Source organism: Pseudomonas mucoides (genome assembly GCF_015461845.1).
Taxonomy (GTDB): domain Bacteria; phylum Pseudomonadota; class Gammaproteobacteria; order Pseudomonadales; family Pseudomonadaceae; genus Aquipseudomonas; species Aquipseudomonas mucoides.
Genome location: NZ_JACOPW010000002.1, coordinates 1016542 through 1039203, shown reverse-complemented (window position 1 = coordinate 1039203; position 22662 = coordinate 1016542). Strand labels below are relative to the sequence as shown.

The following is a 22662-nucleotide window of genomic DNA, read 5'->3' as shown; positions in this document are numbered from 1 at the left end:
GACGCCCGGTTTGATTCTAAGCGTGGTGGTTGATGGTTTAGGGAACGACTTTGCCGAGTAAAACCTTCGGCCCGACAATGGCCGGCTTCTGGTCATAACCCAGCTCGGCCAGGAGCTTGCCCGTGGCGCGGACCAAGGCATTGAATGTCGGACGCTTTTTGGATGAGCGCAGCGTCTGGGCGAGCGCGTAGGTGAACGCGCCGTACGAAATCACGCCGTGGCGGTACTCATACGACAGTTGGGATTCGCCACAGGCGTACATGAGGATCGGCAGAAAAGGGCCATCGTGTTTGTAAGCGATGCGACGTCTGTTGTAGAGCTTGTCGTCGTACCCGCGTACCGCGATGGCCTGGCCGACCCGGCGAATGCCGTCGCGATTGCTCACGGTGTTGGCGGCTTCTGCCTTCTGCGCGTTCTTGCGCGCCTCTTTCACCCAATCGCGCTCGACCCACATCTGCAGACTGGCCTCCCAGCGCAGGGCGCGATGGCGGATGTCATCCGGTGGCGTCAACCCTCGGGCACGCCGCGCGCCTTCACGCGTCATGCCGCCCGAGTGGCAGCAATCGAAGATGGTTATGAACTGTGTGTTGTACGGCAGCTGGATGTACAGGTCGCGAAAGTCGTTGTCGACGATGGCGTGTTCCGGCGTCCAGTCGAAATCCCAGGGGCACAGACATTCATCGATGCGATCGGCCTCGCCGGCGGCATTGGTATTGGGAATCTGCGCACCGTGCCCTGAGTAGAACAGCACTCGGCGATCACCCGCCTGGGCGTCGTCGAGCAACCAGTGCAGGCGATCGCGAATGCCGGCGGTGGTGGCGCGGTCATCGAGCACGACGCGGATGTCATCCGGAGAGAAGTTCGATTCTTGCAGCAATGAACTCATCAGGAACACGTCATTGACGCAACCCTCGAGCCGGTCCGAAGGGTTGGGATAGTTGTTGATCCCGATCAGCAACGCCTTGTCTCGCGAACGACGTGCGGTTTGTGCCTTTGGCACGGCCAGACCGAGTGATTTGTCGACGGCGAGCAAACGTTTGTCGAACCCCCTGGCGAGGCCGACCTGTAACAGCGGCCCCCAGACATTGGACCGGGTTTCGGGGTGACCGAGGTAGTACGTTGCATCGTGATTGAGCGCGTCGCCCGGTTTGTCGAAAGGCGTCATGACTTGAGTGAAGTTGGCATCGCGCAGGTACAGCGGTGCGGTAAACACATGATCGTGTTCGTTGTAGAGGTGGTACCACTTGTATGCCGTGTCAATGCCTTCGATACGTCCGCCGAACGTCTCGCGTACTGCGGGGTTGGCAATCTGCGAGCCGAACGTGATCAGCACGCGCTTGTTCATCAGCGACGGATCCCGACGGAACGTGTCATAGGCGACCAGTGTTCCGAGGCTGTGCGCACAGACGATATCCGGTTCTGAGTCGTTGATGCGCGTGGCGAGGTCTTTACGCAGCGTGGTTCGCAGCGCCTCGTCCGCGGTCCATTGCGCCACCATGCCGGCCGTCCAGCGCAGGCGATCAGGAAATTGCCCGATGCCGCGATCACGCCGGAACAGATCCCCGACTGAATGGATGACGGCGCTGGTCAGTAGACGCAGCGTCGCTTCGGCAATTTCCGGCGCGCCCAGACCGCTGGACGCAAAGCGCGCGTCATACTCGAAATAGTCCAGTTCGATCACCGCATTCGGCGCCACGCTCAGCACCGCCGTGGTAATCGACCGTTTCCAGGATTGCTCGAAACTCTCATCCGCTTCTTCATGGCCAATGCCATGCACGCACAGAATCTTGATCTTCATGTCCATTTCCTTGAAGTGATGTCTGCTGGCGTTATTTGCATGAACAAGCGGTTGTTGTCATCGGCTTGATAAGAGAACTAACTGCCTGTTGGTGCGTTGAGTTGAGCATATTCGATTAGCAAAATCCGACTGGGCTTTTTTATGATTAATTGGAATGAGTCAGTTGTTTTTAATTTAGAGCATTGCTAGTGGGGTGAACTTCTAAGGTGCGGGTGAAGGCCTTGGGGTTCGGGGTGTTCAGAAAGGCGCGTCGGTACGAAGTGCTGATGTTATTGAGGTTTAGCCTAGGTTGAAGGTGTCAGGTTTTATAAGTGTCTTGTTGGTGTTACACGTGTGAAGGAATTATCTAATGTGCAGCACTTATCTAATAAGGTTGACTCAGAAGTTGTACCCGTCTTATTAAACTTCCGTGGCTGGAAACCCTCTCGGGATTCCCATTCAGCTTCACCATGCCCCCGTGCTGAAAACGCCGCGACTGTCGTGAAAACGACCTGTTTACGCTGAACGCGAACCTTCGCGACTTTTCTGTTGAACGACTGTTCAGCTTCGACTATGTTGATGGCCACCTCCCCGGCGGGTAGCGCGGGCTGGCGTTTCTTCAATTCGAACGAGGCACTGGCATGCGGTTTTCACCTTTTGTTGAGCGGATTTCAGGCGACGGTGTCGCCGCCTGGGATATTCACAATGCAGCCTTTGAAGCCCAGCGCCGTGGCGAGGATGTGATCATTCTCAGCGTCGGTGACCCGGATTTCCCCACACCCGATTTCATCACCGATGCCGCCATCGAAGCGCTGCGCGAGGGTGACACTCACTACACCGAGATCGCCGGTCGCCAGACCTTGCGCGAAGCCATCGCCAACCGCTACAGCCCATTGTTCGGCCGTGAGGTGCAAGCGCCGAACGTGATCGTCGCGGCCGGGGCGCAGAACGCGTTGTTCATCACCTCGATGTGCCTGCTCAACACGGGCGATGAAGTGATTGCCCTGGACCCGATGTACGTGACGTACGAGGCCACCCTCAAGGCCTCCGGCGCCACGCTGGTGCGGGTGCCGTGCTCGGCGGATTGCGGTTTCAGGCTCGATGCCGCCGTGTTGGCCAAGGCCATCACCCCGCGCACCCGGGCGATTTTCTTCTCCAACCCGAACAACCCCACCGGCGTGGTGCTCAACCGCGAAGAGCTGCAAGCCATCGCCGACCTCGCCATCGAACATGACCTGTGGGTGGTGGTCGACGAAGTCTACGAAAGCCTCGCCTTCGAACGCGAACACCTCAGCCTCGCGGCGTTGCCGGGCATGGCCGAGCGCTGCGTGGTGGTCGGCAGTCTGTCGAAATCCCATGCCATGACCGGCTGGCGGATCGGCTGGATCGTCGCCAACGAAGCCTTGATCGCCCACGCGGAAACCCTGGTGCTGAGTATGCTCTATGGCTTGCCGGGGTTTGTCATGGAAGCGGCGCTGAAAGCGGTGCAGGCCCACGAAGACGTGACCCACGGCATGCGCGACATCTATCGCCGTCGGCGTGATCTGGTGGTCACGAGTCTGTCCAACTGCCCGGGTATTTCAGTGCTCAACCCCGATGCCGGCATGTTCGTGTTGATGGACGTGCGTGACACCGGGCTGACTTCGCTGGAGTTCGCCTGGCGCCTGTTGCGCGAGGCGCGCGTGTCGGTCCTCGATGCGGCGGCGTTTGGCGAGCCGGCGCAAGGCTTTGTGCGGCTCTCGTTCACCCTCGGAGAAGAGCGGTTGGCCCAGGCCTGTCAGCGTATTCGCGATTTTGTCCTGGTGCTGAAAGGTGAGGCGCCACGACCGGTGATCAGTCGCGTCACCTGCGAAGCCACCGTTGTCCCCGTCACGTCCAAGACCATGATCGAAGTCGATGGCCTGCACAAACGCTTCGGCAATATCGAAGTGCTCAAGGGCGTCTCGCTGACGGCCCGCGAAGGCGATGTGATCTCCCTGATCGGCGCCAGCGGCTCGGGCAAAAGTACCTTGCTGCGCTGCATCAACATGCTCGAAGTGCCGGACCAGGGACGCATTCTGGTGGACGGCGAAAGCATCAAGCTCAACCACGACCGTCCCGGCGCGCCACTGGTGTCCGACGCCAAACAGCTGGTGCGGATCCGTTCGAGCCTGGGCATGGTGTTCCAGAACTTTAACCTCTGGCCCCATCGCACGGTGCTGGAAAACCTCATCGAAGCGCCGACCCAGGTCCTGCGTGAAAGCCGTGCCGAAGCCACTGAACGGGCTGAAGCCTTTCTGGAACGCGTGGGGCTTGCGGCCAAGCGCAACGAGTACCCGGCGTTTCTCTCCGGGGGGCAGCAACAACGGGTGGCCATCGCCCGGGCCCTGGCCATGCGGCCCAAGGTCATGCTGTTCGATGAACCCACCTCGGCACTCGACCCGGAACTGGTCGGCGAAGTGCTGCGGGTGATCCGCTCCCTCGCGGAAGAAGGCCGGACCATGATCCTGGTGACCCATGAAATGGCCTTTGCCCGCGATGTGTCTTCCCAAGTCGCCTACTTGCACCAAGGGCTGATCGAGGAAACCGGTTCGCCGGATGAAGTGTTCGTACACCCACGCAGTGAACGTTGCCGACAGTTCGTCAACGCACATCAGACTCGCTAAAACATCATAAAAAGACGGGGAAAAATCATGGGAAATCGACGTTTGGCAAACTGGTTTACCGGCGCGGCCTGCTTGCTGCTGGCTGGCATGAGCGCGGCGCAGGCGCAACCGATCAGGTTCGCGGTCGCGGCCGAACCCTATCCGCCGTACACCGAGAAACAGGCCAACGGTGAGTGGAAGGGCTTCGAAGTCGACCTGATCCACAAGCTGTGCAGCGAGATGAAAGCCGAGTGTGAAATCAAGGAAGTGGCGTGGGACGGCATCATTCCTTCGTTGCTGGCGAAGAAGATCGACGTGATTTTTTCCTCGATGTCGGTCACTGAAGAACGGGAAAAACAGATCGCCTTCAGCAAGGCTTACTACGATTCGGTGATCGCGATTGTCGGGCCGAAGGACGCGTCTGTTAAGAAGTACCCGGATGACCTGAAGGGCAAAACCATTGGGGTGCAGAACTCCACGGTGAGCGCCAGTTACCTGAAGACGTACTACGAAAAAATTGCCGACGTGAAGTATTACGACACCCAGGACTCGGCCAACGCCGACCTGATTGCCGGTCGTATCGACCTGATGATGGCGGACGGCACGGCCATGGCGGCCTTCGTCCAGACCCCGGATGCCAAGGACCTGGCCTACCTCGGCGCAGTGCCTTACGACCCGATTTTTGGCAAAGGCGTGGGCGCCGGTTTGCGCAAGGACGACACCGAGCTCAAGGCCAAACTCGACACGGCGATCAAGACCTTGCTGGCGAGCAAGGACTATGACGACCTGTCCCAACACTACTTCGGCACCAGCGTGAAACCGGCGTTCTGATAGAGATCCTGTGGCCGATGCAAAACCCTGTGGGCGCGAGCAAGCTCGCGCCCACAAGGTCCGGTGGTGCTTTAACGGGAGAGTGAAATGCCGGCAATGTTCGATTTGATCAATTTCAGCGAACAAGGATGGGGCAGTGCGCTGTTGAAAGGGCTCTGGATGACCCTGCAGATTTCCGCCGGGGCGTTTGTGCTCGGGCTCCTGATCGGGCTGGTGGTGGCTTGCCTCAAGCTGGGCGCGCCGAAACCGATCGCGGCACTGATGCGCAGTTACACCACGTTATTCCGTGCGGTTCCGGAGTTGTTGCTGATCCTGCTGCTGTACTACGTCGGTTCGATGCTGCTCAATTCGCTGATGGCGCAGATGGGCTACGACACGGTGAATGTCAGCGGTCCGCTGGCGGCGATTGTGGTGCTGGGGCTGGTGCAGGGCGCGTACGCCTCGGAGATTTTCCGGGCGGCGATCCAGGCCATTCCGTTCGGTCAGATCGAGGCAGGCAAAGCGTTCGGCTTGAGCGGCTTCGGCCTGTTCCGACGGGTCACGCTGCCGATCATGGCGCCTTACGCCATGGCCGGGATGGCCAACCTGTGGATCAACCTGATCAAGGACAGCGCATTGATCAGCGTGGTCGGCACCAACGAGTTGCTGTACACCGCCAAGCAAGGCGCGGGCTCGACGCGTCACTACCTGTTGTTCTACCTCACCGCCGCGGCGATGTATTACGCCGTGACGCTGGTGTCCAACTACCTGTCGGGACGGCTTGAGCGACGCATCCGTCGCTGGATGCCTTTGGCTGAGTGAATGAAATGATTCCAGCGTGGATAGTTGAATACGCGGCGCTGTTGGGCCGGGGGCTGCAAACGACCATCACCATTTTGTTGATTTCCAGCGTGTTCGGTTATGCGCTCGCAGTGCTGGTGGCGCTGGCCCGGATCTCGAAAAACAAAGTGATCGCCAAGGTCAGCCTGTTCTATACCAGCGTGACGCGCGGTACGCCGTTGCTGATCCAGATCTACATCTTCTACTACGGCCTCGGCAGCCTGTTTGCGCAGTTCCCGTTGATCCGCGGCAGCTTCCTCTGGCCATACCTGCGCGACGGTTACTGGTACATCGTGTTTGCCTTGGTGGTGTCGGTAGGGGCCTATGTCGGCGAAGTGATTCGCGGCGGGTTGCTGGCGGTGCCCAAAGGGGAAATGGAAGCGGCGTCGGCGTTTGGCATGACCCCGCGCCAGTCGTTGCTGCGGGTGCGTTTGCCCAGGGCGTTGCGTCTGCTGTTGCCGACCCTGGCCGGGGAGACCGTGATGCTGCTGAAGTCCACCGCACTGGCCTCGACCATTGCGATTGTCGATCTGTTGGGCGCCGCCAACGTGGTGCGGGCGCAAACGCTGCAAGTCTATCAACCGTTGCTGTTGGTGGCCGGCGTGTATGTCTGCCTGACGTTCATGATCGAAGCGCTGTTTGCCTTTGCCGAACGGCGCGGGACACCCGTGCGCAGGTCGGTGTAATGAGTACGCCAAGGATGGTTGACCGGTCGTTGCAAGGCATTGGCCTGTGCACCTTGGGTTATACGTTCCTGGCCCTGCAGGACGCCGCCATCAAGTGGCTGGTGGCGGATTATTCGGTGGTCAGCATTCTGTTCTGGCGCGCCCTTGTGGTGGTCCTGGCCTGTCTGCTGGCCGGGCATTTGCGTTTGGTCCAGCGCGCCTGGCGCTCGCCGAGCCGACGCTTGCTGGTGGTGCGCGGGTTGTTGTCGATTGTTGCCTGGGTGCTGTATTACACGGCGGCCCGGGACCTGACCCTGGCGGAAATGACCACGCTGTATTTTTCCGCACCAATCATGGTTACGGTGCTGGCGGCGGTGATTCTCAAGGAGCGCGCCAGCGGCTGGCAGTGGCTTAGCCTGATCATCGGTTTTGTTGGTGTGATCATCGCCTGCCGCCCGAGCAACCTGGTTGATCCGGTGCCGGTGGTGCTGACGTTGTTGGCGGCGATGTGCTGGGCGTTCACCTACATCCAGTTGCGCCAGGTGGATGAGCAGACGTCCGTGCTCGAACAGATGTTGATCACCAACGTGGTGTTTGTGATTTGCATGGCAGTGGCGTTGCCCTGGACCTACACACCCGCACCCACCCCCGCGTGGCTCGGGATGCTCGGCGCCGGGCTGGTCGGCGGCATCGGCCAGTTTCTGCTGTTTGCCAGTTTTCAGCGGGCCACGGCCACGTTGCTCGCACCGTTCGAATACACCGGGCTGATCTGGGCGTTCCTCTTGTCGAGCCTGATCTGGGGCACGCTGATGGACGTGTCGCTGATGGTCGGTGCCGGGCTGATCGCCGTCAGCGGCACCCTGGCGATGATCTTCGGCCGTCACCCCTCACAGGACGTCGTCGGTGCTGAATGCTCCGTGTCGCAGCCCCTTTATCCAGCAGCGACAGATGTGGAGGCCGTTGGCGGGGCTGAAGGTTTCGGGGTTCAGGCACCACTCGATCCAGAGACCATCGAGCATCGCCGATAAACCGATGGCAGCCAGGCGCGTGTCGTGGATCACGAAACCTTCGCTGGCCGCCATGTCATCCAGCAGTTGGCGGAGCAGGTCGAGGTAGGCACGGTAGCTTTTTTCGTGGGATTGGCTGACGTGTTCTGAGTGCCGGATCAGGCTCCAGAACACCACCCAGACCCCAAGTAATTGCGGGTCCATGACCCGAGGCGAGAAGGAACCGGTGAGGAACGCGTCCATCTTCTGCGCGGGCGTGCCGGCCTGCTGGATCTCCTGGAGCAGGGCGGTGGTCAGCTCGCTGGCGATCTTTTGATAGGTGTCGGCAATCAACGCATCGATGCTGCCGAAATGGTGATTGAGCAACCCCACGGACACCCCGGCCTCGGTGGCGATGCGGCGCACGGAAATGCCGGCGTGACCGTCGCGCACCAGGCAGCGCAGGGTGGCGGCCACCAGCATTTCGCGACGCTCGTCCGGTTCAGCGCGGCGGTTTTTTGTGGAAGGGACTGTCACAAGGATTCCTTGGGTGTGTTGCCTGGTTGGCGAGCTTAGTTGAACGTGCGTTCAATCTCCAGTTCGGCCTTGGCAACGTGTCGGTTTTTAACGTTCGTGACGCGGGAGGACAAGCAGATGGCGCAGGATGTTTCGTTCAGTGTTCGCAACAACAACGGTGACTCGGTGCAGGTCGGCGCGTGGCGCTACGACGGCAATGGCAGCGGCCCGACCGTGCACCTCCAGGCCGGGGTGCATGCGGATGAAATCGCCGGGATGCTGGTGTTGCATCTGCTGATGCAGAAGCTTGAGGTCGCCCAGGCCCAGGGGCGGCTCAACGGCCGCGTGACGGTGGTGCCGCAAGCCAATCCGCTGGGCATCGGGCAGTTTCGCCAAGGACGCCTTCTCGGTCGCTTTCATGAGGCTACCGGGCATAACTTCAACCGCGGGTTCGACCAGTCGGCCGCCATGGCCCAACCCTCGACCAACGTCCAGGAATGGCAAAAAAAACTGGTGCAGCTCGCGGCCCCGGCGGACGTGATGCTCGACCTGCACACCGATGACGAAGCAATGCCCTACCTCTACGTCCACCGCCGTTTCTGGCCCCGTGGTCGTGAATTGGCCGCCGCGATGAAAATGGACGTGGCGATCATCTGGGATGACGGCGGCGATGGCTCTTTCGAAGAGACCCTCATTGCGCCATGGCTGCGCGACGGCGTCACCGACCAGCGCATGGCGGCGACACTGGAGTTGCGCGGGCAAGGCGACGTCAGCGACCGGTTTGCCGAGCAGGACGCCGAAGGGTTGTACGTCTGGCTCTGCGGCTGCGGGGTCATCGATGAGGCGCAGGCACCCGCTGACTGGCCCGTCGAGGCGATGGAAATGGGCCACATGGAAACCATTCTGGCGCCGCAGCCCGGCGTGTTGATCTTTGAAAAAGAACTGGGCGATTTCGTCGAAGAAGGGCAGCGCTTTGCGCGGATTCTGCGGCGGCCGGGCGATCCATCGTCCGAGATGGTTTTGGTCGCCGAGCAATCGGGGCGCATGGTCACTCGCTATCGCGATCGGCTGGTGCCGCAGGGCATGGTGGTGGCGAAATTCACCGGCAGCCGGGTATCGCGCAACTGGAGCGGCGGGTTGCTCGATCCGAACTAGCAGAGCGCAGCCGTCACTCATGAAGGCTGCGCCCGCGGCTCAGGGCTTGAGGTCCGCCAGTTGTTCCAGCAAGTCTGCCGAAGGGATGAAAAACAAGCCGCCAGTGAAGGCAGTGCGCAAATCCAGCAAGCGGACATAATTGCCCGGTGGTCGGCCGACAATCATGTTCTCCAGCATCTGTTCAAGGGGATCGGGCGAACGGGCGTAGCCGATGAAGTACGTGCCAAACTCGCCCGCACCCGGACTGCCAAAGGGCATATTGTCGCGCAGGATCTTCACTTCTTCGCCGCCCTTGGTATCGTGGTCAAGGCACTGTGTGAACGCGGCGCTGTTTGAGACGATGGCCAGACACATGGGCGTCGAGACAGACAAGTTGGCGGCGCTTGAAATCGATGACCCTTATAAAGCGGTGGCAGTTGACGTGGCGGCACTGAAGGCCAATCCGAACCTGCCGGGTGGTTTCACGGTGACGGGGCTGGTGTACGACGTGACGACCGGGCTGATCGAAACGGTGGTTCCTTCCGGGTTGCTGCGCCCCGATTAAATGAGATGGATGTAAACTGCGCGGCTGATACGCAACAGCCCCTTTTCACCTCAAGCGCGAGATCCTCATGGCTAACCAAGACATCACGTTCATCCCTGATCCAGACCAGGACTCCATCTCCTCCGACGTTGCCGGTTTTGGTGGGCTGCTGGTCTCCACTCAGATCCCTACCCGCGCCGACGGCAGTCTGGAACTGGGTGACATCGTCGAGCAGAGCGAATGCACGCTGCAAGCGCTCAAGTCAGCACTGGAAGGGGCTGGCAGTTCGATGGATCGGGTGTTGCACCTGACCATCTACCTCACCGACATGGCTGATCGCGCCGCGTTCAACGAGGTCTACAAGCGTTTCTTCGCCAAGCCGTGGCCGGTTCGCGCCGCTGTGGGCGTGGCCGCTTTGGCGGTCGAAGGCATGCGTGTGGAAGTCACCGCAATGGCGGCCAAGGGCTGAATTATTGAGCGGGATTGGAGCCTGTAGCGCACCAATCCCGCTCAATGTTTACGGCTGGGTTGGCAGCGGCGGGGTGCGCGGCGGGATCAAGCGTTTGCTCCCGGTGGCTTCAAACGCCGACGCCAAGCGCAGCAGCGACGAATCGTCATAGGCGCGACCGGCGAACGTCAGCCCGACAGGCATGCCGATGTCCGGCATCACGCCCATCGGCACCGTGACCGTCGGAACGCCGAGGTGGCGGATGGCGAGGTTGCCGTTGGCGACCCAAATGCCATTGCTCCACGCAATGTCCGCAGACGCAGGATCGACATCGGCGTTCGCCGGGCCCACGTCGGCGACGGTCGGGAACAGCACCGCGTCCAGTCCCAAGCGATCCATCCATTGCTCAAGATCGATACGCCGCGTGTGTTCAAGCCCGCGCAAGCCATCAGGCACGGTGGTGATCTCGTTCCACGGCGTAATGCCGCGTTCAGCCATCCGCACATATTCGTCCATGCCGGCCGCCAGATCGCCCTCGCGGTTGGGCAGCGTGCCGGGGTCGTGGGGGAAAATCAGCGGCCCGTCGACGTCAACCAGGCGATTCAGTTTGGGATCGCCATTGGCCTGAAGGAAATCATCGAACGCCCAGGCCGTCAGGTCCCACAATTCGTGGTGCAGGAACTCCTTGGAGACGATGCCGCGATTGAACACGGTCGGTGCCCCCGGACGGTCGCCTTCGCAGTTGGAGACCAGCGGGAAATCGACTTCGACGACTTCAGCGCCGGCGGCTTCGAGGGCCTTGCGAGCCGCTTCCCATAGACCGATTACCGAGGCGCGGGTGTTGATGCGCTGCCCGGTCGGCCCGCCGATACCCGGCGCCTCGCTGGTGCCGGCTTCAAGATCTTTGTTGATGTACATGCGCGGCACGCCGAAACGCTTGCCGGCGAGAGCCTCAGGTTGTGCGGCCAGGTCATGATAGGAAGCGGGGCGCACCGAGGAGACACTGGGAATCGGCACCCAGGGTTGCATCCGCCACAGATCGCCGCGGGTGTCCGGGTCTTCGGCCACGACAATGTCGAGCACCTCAAGCAGGTCCGCCATGGTCCGGGCGAACGGCACGACCACGTCCATGGTCGGTGTCAGCGGCCAGTTACCGCGCACCGAAATCACCCCGCGCGAGGGCGTGTAGGCGCACAAGCCATTGTTCGATGCTGGGCCGCGCCCACTCGACCAGGTTTCTTCCGCAAGGCCGAACGCGGCGAAACTGGCAGCAGTTGCGGTGCCGGCACCGTTCGACGAACCCGAAGCGAAAGGCGCGGTAAGGTAGTCCGCGTTGTACGGGCTCTCGGCACGACCATAGACTCCGCGCTGCATACCGCCGTTGGCCATGGGCGGCATGTTGGTCTTGCCCAGGCAGATGGCACCGGCACCGCGCAGGCGTTCGATGGTGAACGCATCGCGATAGGCAATCAGATTGGCGAAGGCCGGGCTTCCGGAGGCGGCGGTCAGCCCCTTCACCAGATAGCTGTCCTTGGCCGTGTAGGGGATGCCGTCGAGCGGGCCCAGCGTTTCGCCTTTGGCCCGACGGGCATCCGACGCTTGCGCTTCCTTGAGCGCGTCGGGGTTGCGAACCACCACCGCGTTGAGGGCGGTAGGGGTGTCGGCGCCGTCGTAGGCATCGATCCTGGCGAGATAAGCCTCTACCAACTCGACCGCCGTGGTCTGGCCGGATTCAAGCGCAGCACGCAGTTGCGCAATGGAAACCTCAGTGACTTCAATCATGCTGTGACCGCCGGCGGCTGATGGGAGACGTGGGATTCAGGGGCATCACTTATCTGAAAATGGGGGTTCATATCGATTCTCGTTGCACTGCATGACGCGGGGCAGGGGCTGGACGGGTGACCTGAGCGTTGCATTTTGGCATTAAGCCGGTGGCAGAGGAAACGCTGTGCGCAGATCGTGCCGGACGGGGGCGCCGTCAGTCAGTGACGCTCGAGCGGTGGGCGAGCGACAACTATCATGAGGCGGGTCAAAACCATCATGAAGCAGGTGATCACTGTATGAAGAAGGACGAGCCCGTTGCACAGGCTGCCGTGATGCAGGACGCCTCGGCGTTGATAGACGACAGAATCAAGGAACTGGGCGATTGGCGGGGCGAGATGCTCTGTCACATTCGAACGTTGATCCGTCAGGCCGATCCCGAGGTGGTCGAGGAATGGAAGTGGCGGGGCGTGCCGGTCTGGTCTCACGCCGGGATCCTGTGCACCGGGGAGACCTACAAAAGCGTGGTCAAAATGACCTTCGCCCAAGGCGCCTCGCTGGAGGATCCGGCAGGGCTGTTCAATGCCAGCCTGGAAGGCAATACCCGACGTGCCATTGATGTGCATGAGGGCGAAAAGCTCGATGAAAAGGCGTTGAAGGCACTGATCAAATCCGCCGTGGCGCTCAACCTGTCGCGGGCGGCCGCTCGGCGTAAACCGGTCAAGTGAGCACAAATCGGGAGAACACCAGCGCAATTTTTTGTGGGTAGTACCAATTGGCCATCACCTCCGTTAGAGTGTGCGCCGCCCGAGAGACGGATCCCGGGCACATTCTCATGGAGTTTTTCAGTGAAGTACCTCAGTAAAGTTGTCGCGGTTGCTCTGTTCGGTCTGGTTTTGGCGGGTTGCACCGGTGCCCCGATGAACACCCAGCATTATGACGCCAGCCAATACACCGTCCTCGGCCACAGCGAAGCATCCGCTACCGGCCTGTTGCTGTTTGGTGTGATCCCGATCCGGCAGAACAGCCGTTTTGTTCGCGCGCAAGACGCGGCGATCAAAGCCAAGGGCGGCGACGCGATGATCAACACCCAAGTGCAGGAAAACTGGTTCTGGGCCTGGGTCCTGACCGGTTACACCACCAAAATCTCCGGTGATGTGGTCAAGCTGAAAAACGTTCAGTAAGCGCAGAGTCCTGCTGATAGGTGGGGGGGCGTTGACGAAGAAGCCCGCACAAGGCGGGCTTCGGATTTCGAGTAGGTGGCCAGTGCTGGTTTCTGGCTTACAAGGTTTATCAGGACTCTGACAGAATAGTGTTATGTACTTCTGCTTCACACGGCGTAAGGGCTGGATCTCAGCGCGGAGATCTTTCTAACCGTGTACCCTTCGGGACGTGCCCCACGTCTCCTTGCTATCCGCTTGCGCATCAGTCTGCGTCTTCACCTACACCTTCAGAATAGCAAAGCATGCGCAGTGTAAAGCGCGCTCTTTAGACCGATTTCGTCCTGTGAAAAACACGGCAGGACGGAAAACTGCTATCGGCACGGCCCACCCCGAAAGGCAGGCTGTTCCAGCGGGCCGGATCACACCAGATTGATCTCGACATCGATGTTGCCACGGGTCGCTTTGGAGTACGGGCAGGTTTGATGAGCCGCGTCCACCACGGCGCGGGCGACGGCTGGATCCAGGCCTGGAAGGCTGACATTGAGGCGTGCCTGGAGGAAAAAAGCGTTATCGGTTTTGCCCAGGTCGATTTCGGTATCCACGGCCACGTCGCTCGGAAGTGTCACGTTCAATGCGACCGCCGCTTTACCCATCGCACCGATAAAACACGCCGACCAACCCGCCGCCAGCAACTGTTCCGGATTGGTGCCGCTGCCCGACGAACCGGGCGGGGACAGCTTGATGTCCAGGCGTGCGTCCGAACTTTTGGACTGACCGTCACGGCCGCCGGTGGTGTGGGTTTTGCCGGTGTACAGCACAGTGTCGATTTGATTGATCATGGCAAGTTCCTGCTGAGGGTATAGGGCTTGTGTGTTCAGGTCGCGGGTTCAGGGAAGTCCTTGCGACGTGGCGCACTTTTGCACCCTCATGTCGTGCGTGTGTGTCTGGAACCGGCCGTTGTGTATCGCTGTGTAAGATCGCCGGCGAACATACAGATCGATACAATTCTGCCCGTCGGAATCGCATCTGATAGGCTTCTGCGCCAGACAATTCCCACTTTCAGGCGCACTCAATGTTCAACATTCGTGTCATGACCCTGGACGATTACGAGACCGTCATCGAACTGATGCGGCGCACGCCCGGCGTCTCGCTGCGTGACGCAGACTCGCGTGAATCCACTGCCCGCTATCTGGAACGCAACCCCGGGTTGAGCTTTGTGGCGCAAGTCGACGGTGTGGTGTGCGGTTGCATCATGTCGGGCCACGACGGGCGTCGAGGGTACTTGCAGCACCTGATTGTCGAGCCGGCGTTTCGGCGTCAGGGCATTGCGAATGCGTTGGTGGAGTGTTGCCTGTCGAGTCTTGAACCACTCGGTATCCTCAAGTGCCATCTCGATGTGTTCAAGACCAATGAGGCGGCGGCCCGCTATTGGCAACGTCAGGGCTGGACGCTGCGGACGGATATCGATCGGTACTCGTTTACCCGGTCGGGCAATACGAACGCCTGACCGAGTAAGAACGACACCGTCCTGTAGCAGGCTTCGCCAGCTGCTAGGCTCTCACTTAGCGCCCCTAAGCCGCTCACGTCATCGTTGGGTCGCCGGGAGCCTAAAATGAAATGCGCATTTCTGACGTTCATAGCCCTACTCACCTGCTCATCGGCCATGGCATCACCGCCAGATGGAGAAGTACTTTTTCAAGATAACTGTGTTGGTTGTCACGGGCCTCGAGGCGCGGGAGGATCGGCGCCCAAGCTGGCCGGAGATGCCAGTGAGTGGAAATCAAAAGTATTCGAGCGCGCCGTGCTGAGCGGTATCGACGACCATGGGAAGCCTCTGAAGGCGCCAATGCCGCATTGGGCTAGCGCTAGCTTCACGTCTGACAACGGTGTAAAGCCAAGCAAACTTGAAATTGATGCCATTCAGAAATACCTGCATCAGCAACAGTAGTGTGTTTGCTTCGACCGAATGCTTTCGTTTCGGCGACATGTTTTTCACGCAGTGCTCACAGACTGGAGCGCAGATTACCCTTGCTCCTTTGAAAAATCCCCATTTGGCCCGCCCGCATGCGGGCCATTTTTTTGGCTGCGCGGGCCATCGCAAAAACTCATTTAGCACTGGCGGCTACCGGTTATGAAGGGACGTTTTAGGGGGCGGATTCAACCGGTCGATTCAACAGTTTGGCTAAATCGTTCAGCGGTCTACCGATCATGAGTCTCGTGGGTTTGGCAGTTCTGATTAACACGCAAACCGCTTTTCTGCCTGAAGAGGTCAACTGTCTGACATTCCTACGGTCAGCCATCCCCAGCTCACTCCTCCAACCCCGCCCGCCGCAGTCCCTCCGTAAACCGTGCAAGGTCCTCCGCACGCTGAATAGGCAGCCAATCCCTCAGATTAGAAACCCGCAACAACGGATCCAGCGCTCGCAGGTGCTGCATGGCCTGCTTCGCTTTGTCCATGCGTCCGCTGAGCGCGTAACTGGCCGCCACCAAGGCCACCGGGGCCAGCAGATTGGGCAGGTTGCCCAAGGCTTTTTCCGCCCATTGCGTAGCGAGGTCGAAGCGGCCGGCGAAGAAGTGCGCGAGCGACATCCCAATCTGCATCCTGAACATTTCGGGGTCCACCGGACTCAAGCGAACGGCATGGGTCAAGTCCTTGATGGCGCCTTCAGTTTCACCGCGCAGCGCGCGCAAGACGCCGCCCAGGAACCAGGCGGGGGCGAGGTTAGGGTTGAGCAGGCGTGCCCTGTCGAGCAGCGCTATGCCCCCATCGACATCACCGGCCAGATGAGCAAGCGCATGTCCGCCGCGCGTCAACGCGACGGCATCGTCGCGTCCGAGTGTCACCGCCAGGCGCGCAAGCCGCGTGCCTTCGGCGATTTCGGCAGGCCGGTCGCTCATCCAGCCATTGAGCTTGCGCCAGAAGTGGCACCAGGCGGCCATGCCATAGGCTGAGGCGAATTCGGGGTCGAGTTCTATGGCTGTGTTGAACATCGGCAGGGCATCTGCGATGGCTTCGCGGGTGCCGCTGTGCAGTTTTGCCATGGCCCTCAAGTAATAATCGTAGGCGTCCAGGCTTTCGGTGGGTTTGCGTTTGGCGCGTTCGATTTCTGCCCGTTCCAGTTGCGGCGCGATGGCACCCACGACACTTTCGGCGATTTGATCCTGCAACTCGAAGATGTCGTCGATCAGGCCTTCGAAGCGTTCCGCCCAGAGGTGCGTGCCACTGGTCGCGTCGATGAGTTGCCCGGTGATGCGCACCTTGTTCCCGCACTTGCGCACGCTGCCTTCGAGCACGTAGCGAACGCCCAGCGTCTGACCGATGCCCTGGATGTCCACCGCCTGACCTTTGTAGGTGAAGCTCGAATTGCGCGCGATGACGAACAGCCAGCGGATCCTTGAAAGGGCGACGATGATGTCCTCTACCACGCCGTCGGCGAAGTATTCCTGCTCTGGATCGCCGCTCAGATTCTGGAAGGGCAAGACCGTAATCGACGGTTTGTCCGGGAGAAGCAGCGCAGAGGAGGGCGTTTGCCTGGAGGCCGCGTGTTCGTCGACGCCAGGGTGTCGTGCTTGCTCGCTGTTGTCGACGTTGATGTGCCCGACGAAGCGGTAACCCTTACGGGCAATTGTGCGGACAAGGCGCTGCTCTTCGCCCGTATCGCCGATGGCTTTACGCACCGCATTGATGTGGCTGGTGATCGTCGACTCCGAGACGATCCGGCCGCTCCACACGGCTTTGAGGAGGTCGTCCTTGCTGACAACGCAATCGCGGTTGCACATCAGGTACAGCAATAGATCGAAAGTCTGTGGCCCGACGGCCACGACTTGCCCACGCAAGGTCAATTCCCGGCGCTCTTGATCGAGCACGAAGTCTTCAAACGCGAATTGCAACGTGGGCGTCCCCTGGCAAAGCGCCTTCAACTCCGTGTCCCAGGCTGCTGGTGATATTTAGTTGAGATTGATAATACGGCAGCTCGAAACCCGTTGCATGGTCCACGGTGACGATGGACGAATAACCACTGCTTTGGACGCAAATCCAAGCGTTCATGAAGGTAAATCCAAGCCCGCTGCAAGGACTTGTCGTGTGCACGCATGCAATCTCTCTACACCGACGCAATGGTTGCCGTCGACACGTGGAGAACAGCCATGAAGATCGTAGTTATCGGAGGCTCCGGCCTCATCGGATCGAAACTTGTGAACACCCTTCGCGAGCGCGGCCACGACGCGGTCGCCGCCAGCCCCAGCACGGGCGTGAACAGCATCACCCGCGAAGGCCTGGCCGCAGCGATGGATGGTACTGACATCGTTGTGGACGTGGCGAACGCGCCGTCATGGGAAGACCAGGCCGTGCTTGATTTTTTCGAAACATCGACGCGTAACCTGCTGGCCGCTGAAGCGGCCGCCGGGGTTCGTCATCACGTAGCCCTGTCGATCGTCGGTAGCGAACGCCTTCCCGACAGCGGTTATTTTCGGGCCAAGGTCGCGCAGGAAAACCTGATCAAGGCATCCGGCATTCCTTACACCCTCCTGCGTGCCACGCAGTTCTTCGAGTTTGTCGAAGGCATCGTCCAGTCGTTCGCCGTCGGCGAGGAGTTTTGTGTCTCGCCGGCGCTGATCCAGCCGATAGCGTCCGACGATGTGGTGGCGGCGCTGGCCGATGTGGTGCTGGCAGCACCGGTCAATGGCACGGTTGAAGTGGGTGGCCCGGAAGCGATGCCGATTGACGAACTCGCCAGGCGTTTTCTGCGGGCGACTGGGGACAGCCGCAAGGTCCTGCCGGACGTGCACGCCCGTTACTTCGGCGCCGTGCTCGACGATCAATCGCTGGTGCCTGGCAAGAATCCACGGCTGGGGGCGATCTGCTTCGAAGACTGGATCGCTCAATCGAAGGCCCGATAACGGCCCGCACCCTCACATTCCCACCCACGAAGGAGCCATCCCATGGTTACTCGAATCCTGTTGGCCGCGGCCTTCGCAGTGCTATCGATCAGCGCAGCGTCCGCCGCTGAGCCGCCCCACGGTAAGGTGACGGTCGTGTTCGACCGTCCCATTCCCAATCTTCCTGGCAAGAGCATGAAAGGCGTCGTCGTCGAGTACGGGCCGGGCGCTGCGTCGCCGGCCCACACCCATCCAAAAACGGCCTTCATCTATGCAACGGTCCTGGAAGGCTCGTTTCGCATCAAGGTCAAAGGCGAACCGGAAAAGATCTACACCGTCGGCCAAAACTTCGTAGAGGAGCCGGGCTCCGTGCATGAGGTCAGCGCCAACGCCAGCGATACCGAGCCTGCACGCCTGCTGGCAGTGTTCGTCCTCGACACCAACGAAAAGGAACTCGTCACACCGATCAAAAAATGAGCCGGTCAACGCGCTCGTGAATGTTCGACAGCCGGGCGGCAGACTCTGCCGCCCGGCGGCAGCGGTTGTTCCAGGCACTGAACAGGAAATAAAAATATGAACTCGCTCCAGGACAATGCCGCCATTGGCGCTGACGCCGGCACTCCTGTTGTCATTGCGCCGCGAAGCAAGCGCCAGACCATCGGCAAACTGCTGTGCGTCGCTGCTGTAGGGGTTATGGCGGCCTGGGTGGTTATTGCATTTTCGAGTGGTGTGACCTCGACCGATAATGCCTATGTCCGCGGTGATGTTACGTCGCTCGCCGCCAAAGTCGGTGGCTATGTCACAGCGCTGGAGGTTGAGGATAATCAGACTGTACGGGCCGGTGACGTGCTGTTTCGTATCGATGAGCGCGACTATCGCGCCAGACTGGCGCAAGCGGAGGCCAATGTCAGCGCAGCCCGGGCACGCCTGACCCATGTCGATGCACAGATCCAGTTGCAACATGCGTTGATTCGACAGGCCGAAGCGCAACGCCGTTCGGCCACCGCCGAGATGAGCCTGGCGACCAAGACCCATGACCGCAGCCGCCAGTTGATCGTCAGCAACGCGGTCAGCCAGGCACTGGTCGATGAAACCGGCACCGCACAATCCAGAGCCGAGGCGTCGGTTTCGGCTGCTTCGGCAACGGTCGAGGCGCAACAACAAAACATCGCCGTGTTCGTGGCCGAACGAGCGGCGGCCGAGGCGGCTGTGTCGCAAGCGCAGGCCGCGCGTGATCTCGCGCAGATCGATCTTGACCACACCGTGGTGCGTGCGCCGGTGGCGGGTGTTGTCGGCAACCGGCAGATTCGACTCGGCCGGTTCGTGACACCGGGCGTTGCCTTGCTCGACATCGTGCCGGTCAACGATGTATGGGTCGTGGCCAATTTCAAGGAAACCCAGCTCGAAACCCTCCATCCCGGCCAGCGTGTGCGTATCACGGTCGATGGCTATCCCGACCAGGCCATTGCCGGCGTGGTCGACAGTTTTGCACCGGGCAGTGGTTCGGCGTTCAGCTTGCTACCGCCCGACAACGCGACCGGTAACTTTGTGCGTGTCGTGCAGCGGGTTCCGGTAAAGATCCGCTTTGCCCACAACCCAATGCCGGGGCGCATCGTGCCGGGTCTGTCCGCGCGGGTTGAAGTGGCGAGCGGGGATGACTCATGAACACGACTGTCGCCACGCGCAGCCCTGTCAGTGCCACCTCCGGCGTGCTGCTCATGACGGGGATCGTGCTGGCCACGTTGACGGAAGCGATCGCCAGCACCGTTCTATCGCTCGGACGCGGCGACATTATCGGCGACACCTATGCCACGCCTGATGAGTTCGCCTGGCTGGACGTTGGCTACATCGCGCTAAAGCTGATCGGGTTCATGACCGCCCCGTGGCTGTTGAGCCGTTTCTATCCGCGTCATGTGATCACCGGCTCAACACTGTTAATGGGGCTGGCGTGCTGCATGGCCGCCATTACCGCTCAGTTGGACCTGCTGGTTGCGCTTCGCGTTATCCAGGGTTTCGCTGCGGGGATCCTGCTGGTCGGGGGGCAGGCGCTGATATTTCGCGCGTATACGCGGTCCTGGCAGCCAATCCTGCAAGCCCTGTTCGCCATGGGTTCGGTGGTCGCACCCGGGACGGTCGCGCCGGCCCTGCAAGGGTGGCTGATCGACAGCCAGTCCTGGACCTGGATTTTCTTCAGCGTGGTGCCGCTGGCCTTGGCGGCGTCCGGTCTTTTGCTCATCGCCGACCACCCGGTGCCTGCCAGTGCGCGACAACGCTCCTTCGACTGGCTCGGCTTCGCACTGATCGCTACGACGCTGTTCTGTTTCACCTACGTGCTCACTCAGGGCAGCCGCTGGGACTGGTTTGAGGAACCGCACATTCTGTTGCTGACGATGCTTGGCGGCGGCGCGTTGCTGGCATTTATCGGTCAGCAACTGTTGGTCAAAGGCCAGGGGCTGTTCGATTTCACCGTGTTCAAATCGAGCGAATTTACCTTTGCCTTTATCGTCAGTTTCGTCGCCGGTGCTGCGTTGTTCGGCAGCGCGTTCCTGATTCCGGCGTTTGCCCTGTCGGTGCTCGCGTTCACCCCGACCGAGGCCGGCCTGCTCTTGTTGCCCAGTAGCGGTTTTTTTATCGGTTCACTGTTTATCGCGGCCTTTCTCTTCAAAGTCCGCCACGTTCCCCCTGTGGCGACCGTGCCCTTTGGCATCCTGATGATCATGGGGGCCATGTGGATGCTGTCCGGTTCGACCAGCGAAAGCGGCACGGCCAGCATGATGACCGCCATCCTGCTACGAGGCCTGGGCCTTGGTTTCCTGTTTCTGTCGATCACGCTGATCGCCTTCAGCGACCTCAACAGCCGCAACCTCGCCTGTGGCATTGGCCTGTTCAACACAGGGCGGCAATTGGGGGGCTTGATGGGCGTCGCGGGGCTCCAGACGCTGATCGAGCATCACGTTGTCATCAATAGCGCGGTCCTTGGTGCCAACGTTACGCCAGGAGGGAACGCACTCATCGAACGGCTGACCACCACAGGTGCGATGCTGGCGGGAAAGGGCATGGACCCAGTCTCCGCCGGTCGTGCCGCGACGAGCCTGTTGGGCAAGGTCGTGACAGGGCAGGCTACTGTGATTGCTTTTGATACCGCGTTCTTCGCAGTCGCGATGCTCTTTGTCGTTGCTGCCCCTCTGTTGGTTATTCTCAAGATTGGACTGTCGCGATACGCGAAAGCGCCTGCGATGCGAGCCGTAGCCGAAGTCGAAAACGGCTAGTACGAGCTCACCCAGCGGCCTGAGGTGTACAAACCAGCCGACAAAAAAAAGCCGCCCCAAAAGGCAGCCCAAAAAAAAGCACGCGGTGTATGGCGTCAGTATTGTTGGCGCAAGGTTACACAATGATGACGGTTGGGCGCGCATGCGCCCCCGTCGGTCTCAATATACTTGCGGCACGATCAGTTCCGGTGGCGTCGGGCTGCGCGTGTAGTGTTCCTGGCGCACGCGTTCTGGCAGCTCGATCACCGGGGATTGCACTTCTTCATACGGCATCTGCCCCAGCAGGTGGTGGATGCAATTGAGTCGGGCCTGTTTCTTGTCGTTGGCCTGCACTACCCACCACGGCGCTTCGGCGATGTGGGTGCGGTCCAGCATGATTTCCTTGGCCTTGGTGTACGCCTCCCAGCGACGGCGGGATTCCAGGTCCATCGGGCTGAGCTTCCATTGCTTGAGCGGGTCATGAATGCGGCTGAGGAAGCGTAGGTGCTGTTCCTGGTCGGAGATCGAGAACCAGTATTTGATCAGCTGGATACCGGAACGGGCGAGCATCCGTTCGAACTCCGGCACGGTGCGGAAAAATTCTTCGTATTGGTCGTCGTTGCAGAAACCCATGACCTTCTCGACGCCCGCACGGTTGTACCAGCTGCGGTCGAACAGCACGATTTCGCCGGCGGCCGGCAGGTGCGAGACATAGCGCTGGAAATACCATTGGGTGCGCTCGCGGTCGTTGGGGGCGGGCAGGGCGGCGACCCGGCAGACTCGCGGATTGAGCCGCTGGGTGATGCGCTTGATCACGCCGCCTTTGCCCGCTGCATCGCGTCCTTCAAACAGGATCACCACTTTATGCCCGGTTTTCACCACCCAGCTTTGCAGCTTGACCAGTTCACCCTGCAGGCGGAACAGCTCGCTGAAATAGCGGCGACGCTGTTCTTTTTCGCGGCTGTCACCGACGTGCTCATCGAACAGTGCGTTAAGGTCGTGTCCGTCCTCCATCAACTCCAGTTCCAGCTCTTCGTCGCTGTGGTCGAGCAGCTCACGATGGATACGTTGAATCAGGGTGTCGTTGTCTAAATGCATGGTCCGAGTCCCGACAGAGGTGGAGGTGGCCATGCTAGGCCGGGGGATGTGACGGACAAGTGACGATGAAGACATAGTGAAAAAAACCGTGGTGTCATCTTGGTGTCACCTAACCCATGGCAGGATCCTCGCAAACCGTCTTGAACGCTCAGCGGAACTCCGTCCGCGGG

Annotated in this window: 21 protein-coding genes and 2 pseudogenes; 16 read left to right on the top strand and 7 right to left on the bottom strand. The window is 60.5% G+C overall.

The annotated features are described in order from the left end of the window. Positions 1-37: 37 nt before the first annotated feature. Positions 38-1798 (bottom strand): caspase family protein, encoded by a 1761-nt coding sequence (locus H8F22_RS13475; protein ID WP_172825940.1) that lies wholly within the window; start codon positions 1796-1798, stop codon positions 38-40. 620 nt (positions 1799-2418) lie between these two features. Here H8F22_RS13475 and H8F22_RS32960 point away from each other — a divergent pair. The 5 genes from H8F22_RS32960 (at position 2419) to H8F22_RS32635 (ending at position 7744) form a co-directional block, all read left to right on the top strand. Continuing rightward, positions 2419-4422, top strand: a complete 2004-nt coding sequence (locus tag H8F22_RS32960; protein ID WP_194940302.1) for an aminotransferase class I/II-fold pyridoxal phosphate-dependent enzyme — start codon at positions 2419-2421, stop codon at positions 4420-4422. A 27-nt stretch (positions 4423-4449) separates the two neighbouring features. Continuing rightward, positions 4450-5232: a transporter substrate-binding domain-containing protein gene (locus tag H8F22_RS13465; RefSeq protein ID WP_027924738.1), complete on the top strand. Its 783-nt coding sequence runs from the start codon at positions 4450-4452 to the stop codon at positions 5230-5232. A gap of 87 nt (positions 5233-5319) precedes the next feature. Next, complete coding sequence (locus tag H8F22_RS13460) at positions 5320-6033, top strand: ABC transporter permease (RefSeq protein WP_027924737.1); 714 nt, start codon at positions 5320-5322, stop codon at positions 6031-6033. Positions 6034-6038: 5 nt separating this feature from the next. Beyond that, positions 6039-6737, top strand: a complete 699-nt coding sequence (locus H8F22_RS13455; RefSeq protein WP_027924736.1) for an ABC transporter permease subunit — start codon at positions 6039-6041, stop codon at positions 6735-6737. After that, on the top strand, positions 6737-7744 hold the full coding sequence (locus H8F22_RS32635; protein ID WP_228758765.1) for a DMT family transporter: 1008 nt from the start codon (positions 6737-6739) through the stop codon (positions 7742-7744). The genes H8F22_RS13455 and H8F22_RS32635 overlap by 1 nt, the downstream gene beginning before the upstream one ends. Here H8F22_RS32635 and H8F22_RS13450 read toward each other — a convergent pair. Further along, positions 7700-8185, bottom strand: a pseudogene (locus H8F22_RS13450) (TetR family transcriptional regulator C-terminal domain-containing protein); the annotation flags it as partial. The gene H8F22_RS32635 and the pseudogene H8F22_RS13450 sit on opposite strands and share 45 nt — an antisense overlap. 171 nt (positions 8186-8356) lie before the next feature. Here H8F22_RS13450 and H8F22_RS13445 point away from each other — a divergent pair. Further along, positions 8357-9373 (top strand): M14 family metallopeptidase, encoded by a 1017-nt coding sequence (locus H8F22_RS13445; protein ID WP_194940301.1) that lies wholly within the window; start codon positions 8357-8359, stop codon positions 9371-9373. Positions 9374-9412: 39 nt separating this feature from the next. Here H8F22_RS13445 and H8F22_RS13440 read toward each other — a convergent pair. Continuing rightward, positions 9413-9693, bottom strand: a pseudogene (locus H8F22_RS13440) (Dyp-type peroxidase); the annotation flags it as partial. Between the two features lie 32 nt (positions 9694-9725). Here H8F22_RS13440 and H8F22_RS13435 point away from each other — a divergent pair. Together H8F22_RS13435 and H8F22_RS13430 are read left to right on the top strand one after the other, a co-directional pair. Next, a complete protein-coding gene (locus tag H8F22_RS13435) occupies positions 9726-9917 on the top strand; it encodes a carbonic anhydrase (protein WP_027924732.1) in 192 nt (63 codons plus the stop codon). 67 nt (positions 9918-9984) lie between these two features. After that, positions 9985-10365 carry a RidA family protein gene (locus H8F22_RS13430; protein ID WP_194940300.1) on the top strand — a complete coding sequence of 127 codons (381 nt, stop codon included), beginning with the start codon at positions 9985-9987 and terminating at the stop codon, positions 10363-10365. Positions 10366-10413: 48 nt separating this feature from the next. Here the strand turns inward: H8F22_RS13430 and H8F22_RS13425 are convergent, their stop codons facing one another. Next, positions 10414-12126, bottom strand: a complete 1713-nt coding sequence (locus tag H8F22_RS13425) for an amidase (RefSeq protein ID WP_059182689.1) — start codon at positions 12124-12126, stop codon at positions 10414-10416. A gap of 278 nt (positions 12127-12404) precedes the next feature. Between H8F22_RS13425 and H8F22_RS13420 the strand changes: the two genes are divergently transcribed. Both H8F22_RS13420 and H8F22_RS13415 read left to right on the top strand, forming a co-directional pair. After that, positions 12405-12833, top strand: coding sequence for a DUF1801 domain-containing protein (locus H8F22_RS13420; protein ID WP_194940299.1), 429 nt, complete (start codon positions 12405-12407; stop codon positions 12831-12833). 120 nt (positions 12834-12953) lie between these two features. Then, positions 12954-13289, top strand: coding sequence for a hypothetical protein (locus H8F22_RS13415; RefSeq protein WP_027924728.1), 336 nt, complete (start codon positions 12954-12956; stop codon positions 13287-13289). A gap of 398 nt (positions 13290-13687) precedes the next feature. Here H8F22_RS13415 and H8F22_RS13410 read toward each other — a convergent pair whose 3' ends face one another. After that, positions 13688-14107, bottom strand: a complete 420-nt coding sequence (locus tag H8F22_RS13410) for an organic hydroperoxide resistance protein (RefSeq protein WP_059182691.1) — start codon at positions 14105-14107, stop codon at positions 13688-13690. A gap of 233 nt (positions 14108-14340) precedes the next feature. On the opposite strand from H8F22_RS13410, the gene H8F22_RS13405 reads away from it, so the two are divergent. After that, positions 14341-14775, top strand: a complete 435-nt coding sequence (locus H8F22_RS13405; RefSeq protein WP_194940298.1) for a GNAT family N-acetyltransferase — start codon at positions 14341-14343, stop codon at positions 14773-14775. 105 nt (positions 14776-14880) lie between these two features. Next, entirely contained in the window at positions 14881-15216 is a 336-nt protein-coding gene (locus tag H8F22_RS13400; RefSeq protein ID WP_194940297.1) for a c-type cytochrome, read from the top strand. A 359-nt stretch (positions 15217-15575) separates the two neighbouring features. Here H8F22_RS13400 and H8F22_RS13395 read toward each other — a convergent pair whose 3' ends face one another. Beyond that, the gene (locus tag H8F22_RS13395; protein WP_059182694.1) at positions 15576-17159 is read right to left on the bottom strand and encodes a winged helix-turn-helix domain-containing tetratricopeptide repeat protein; all 1584 of its coding nucleotides are present in this window, start codon (positions 17157-17159) and stop codon (positions 15576-15578) included. Positions 17160-17414: 255 nt separating this feature from the next. Here H8F22_RS13395 and H8F22_RS13390 point away from each other — a divergent pair, with 255 nt between their 5' ends. The 4 genes from H8F22_RS13390 to H8F22_RS13375 all read left to right on the top strand — a co-directional run bounded on the left by H8F22_RS13390 (position 17415) and on the right by H8F22_RS13375 (position 21415). Next, entirely contained in the window at positions 17415-18167 is a 753-nt protein-coding gene (locus H8F22_RS13390) for an SDR family oxidoreductase (RefSeq protein ID WP_027924723.1), read from the top strand. A 42-nt stretch (positions 18168-18209) separates the two neighbouring features. After that, entirely contained in the window at positions 18210-18623 is a 414-nt protein-coding gene (locus tag H8F22_RS13385; protein WP_027924722.1) for a cupin domain-containing protein, read from the top strand. A gap of 96 nt (positions 18624-18719) precedes the next feature. Further along, positions 18720-19811 (top strand): HlyD family secretion protein, encoded by a 1092-nt coding sequence (locus tag H8F22_RS13380; RefSeq protein WP_027924721.1) that lies wholly within the window; start codon positions 18720-18722, stop codon positions 19809-19811. Continuing rightward, positions 19808-21415, top strand: coding sequence for an MFS transporter (locus H8F22_RS13375; RefSeq protein WP_059182696.1), 1608 nt, complete (start codon positions 19808-19810; stop codon positions 21413-21415). The genes H8F22_RS13380 and H8F22_RS13375 overlap by 4 nt, the downstream gene beginning before the upstream one ends. A gap of 159 nt (positions 21416-21574) precedes the next feature. Here the strand turns inward: H8F22_RS13375 and ppk2 are convergent, their stop codons facing one another. Further along, on the bottom strand, positions 21575-22492 hold the full coding sequence (ppk2, locus tag H8F22_RS13370; protein WP_027924719.1) for a polyphosphate kinase 2: 918 nt from the start codon (positions 22490-22492) through the stop codon (positions 21575-21577). Positions 22493-22662 lie beyond the last annotated feature (170 nt).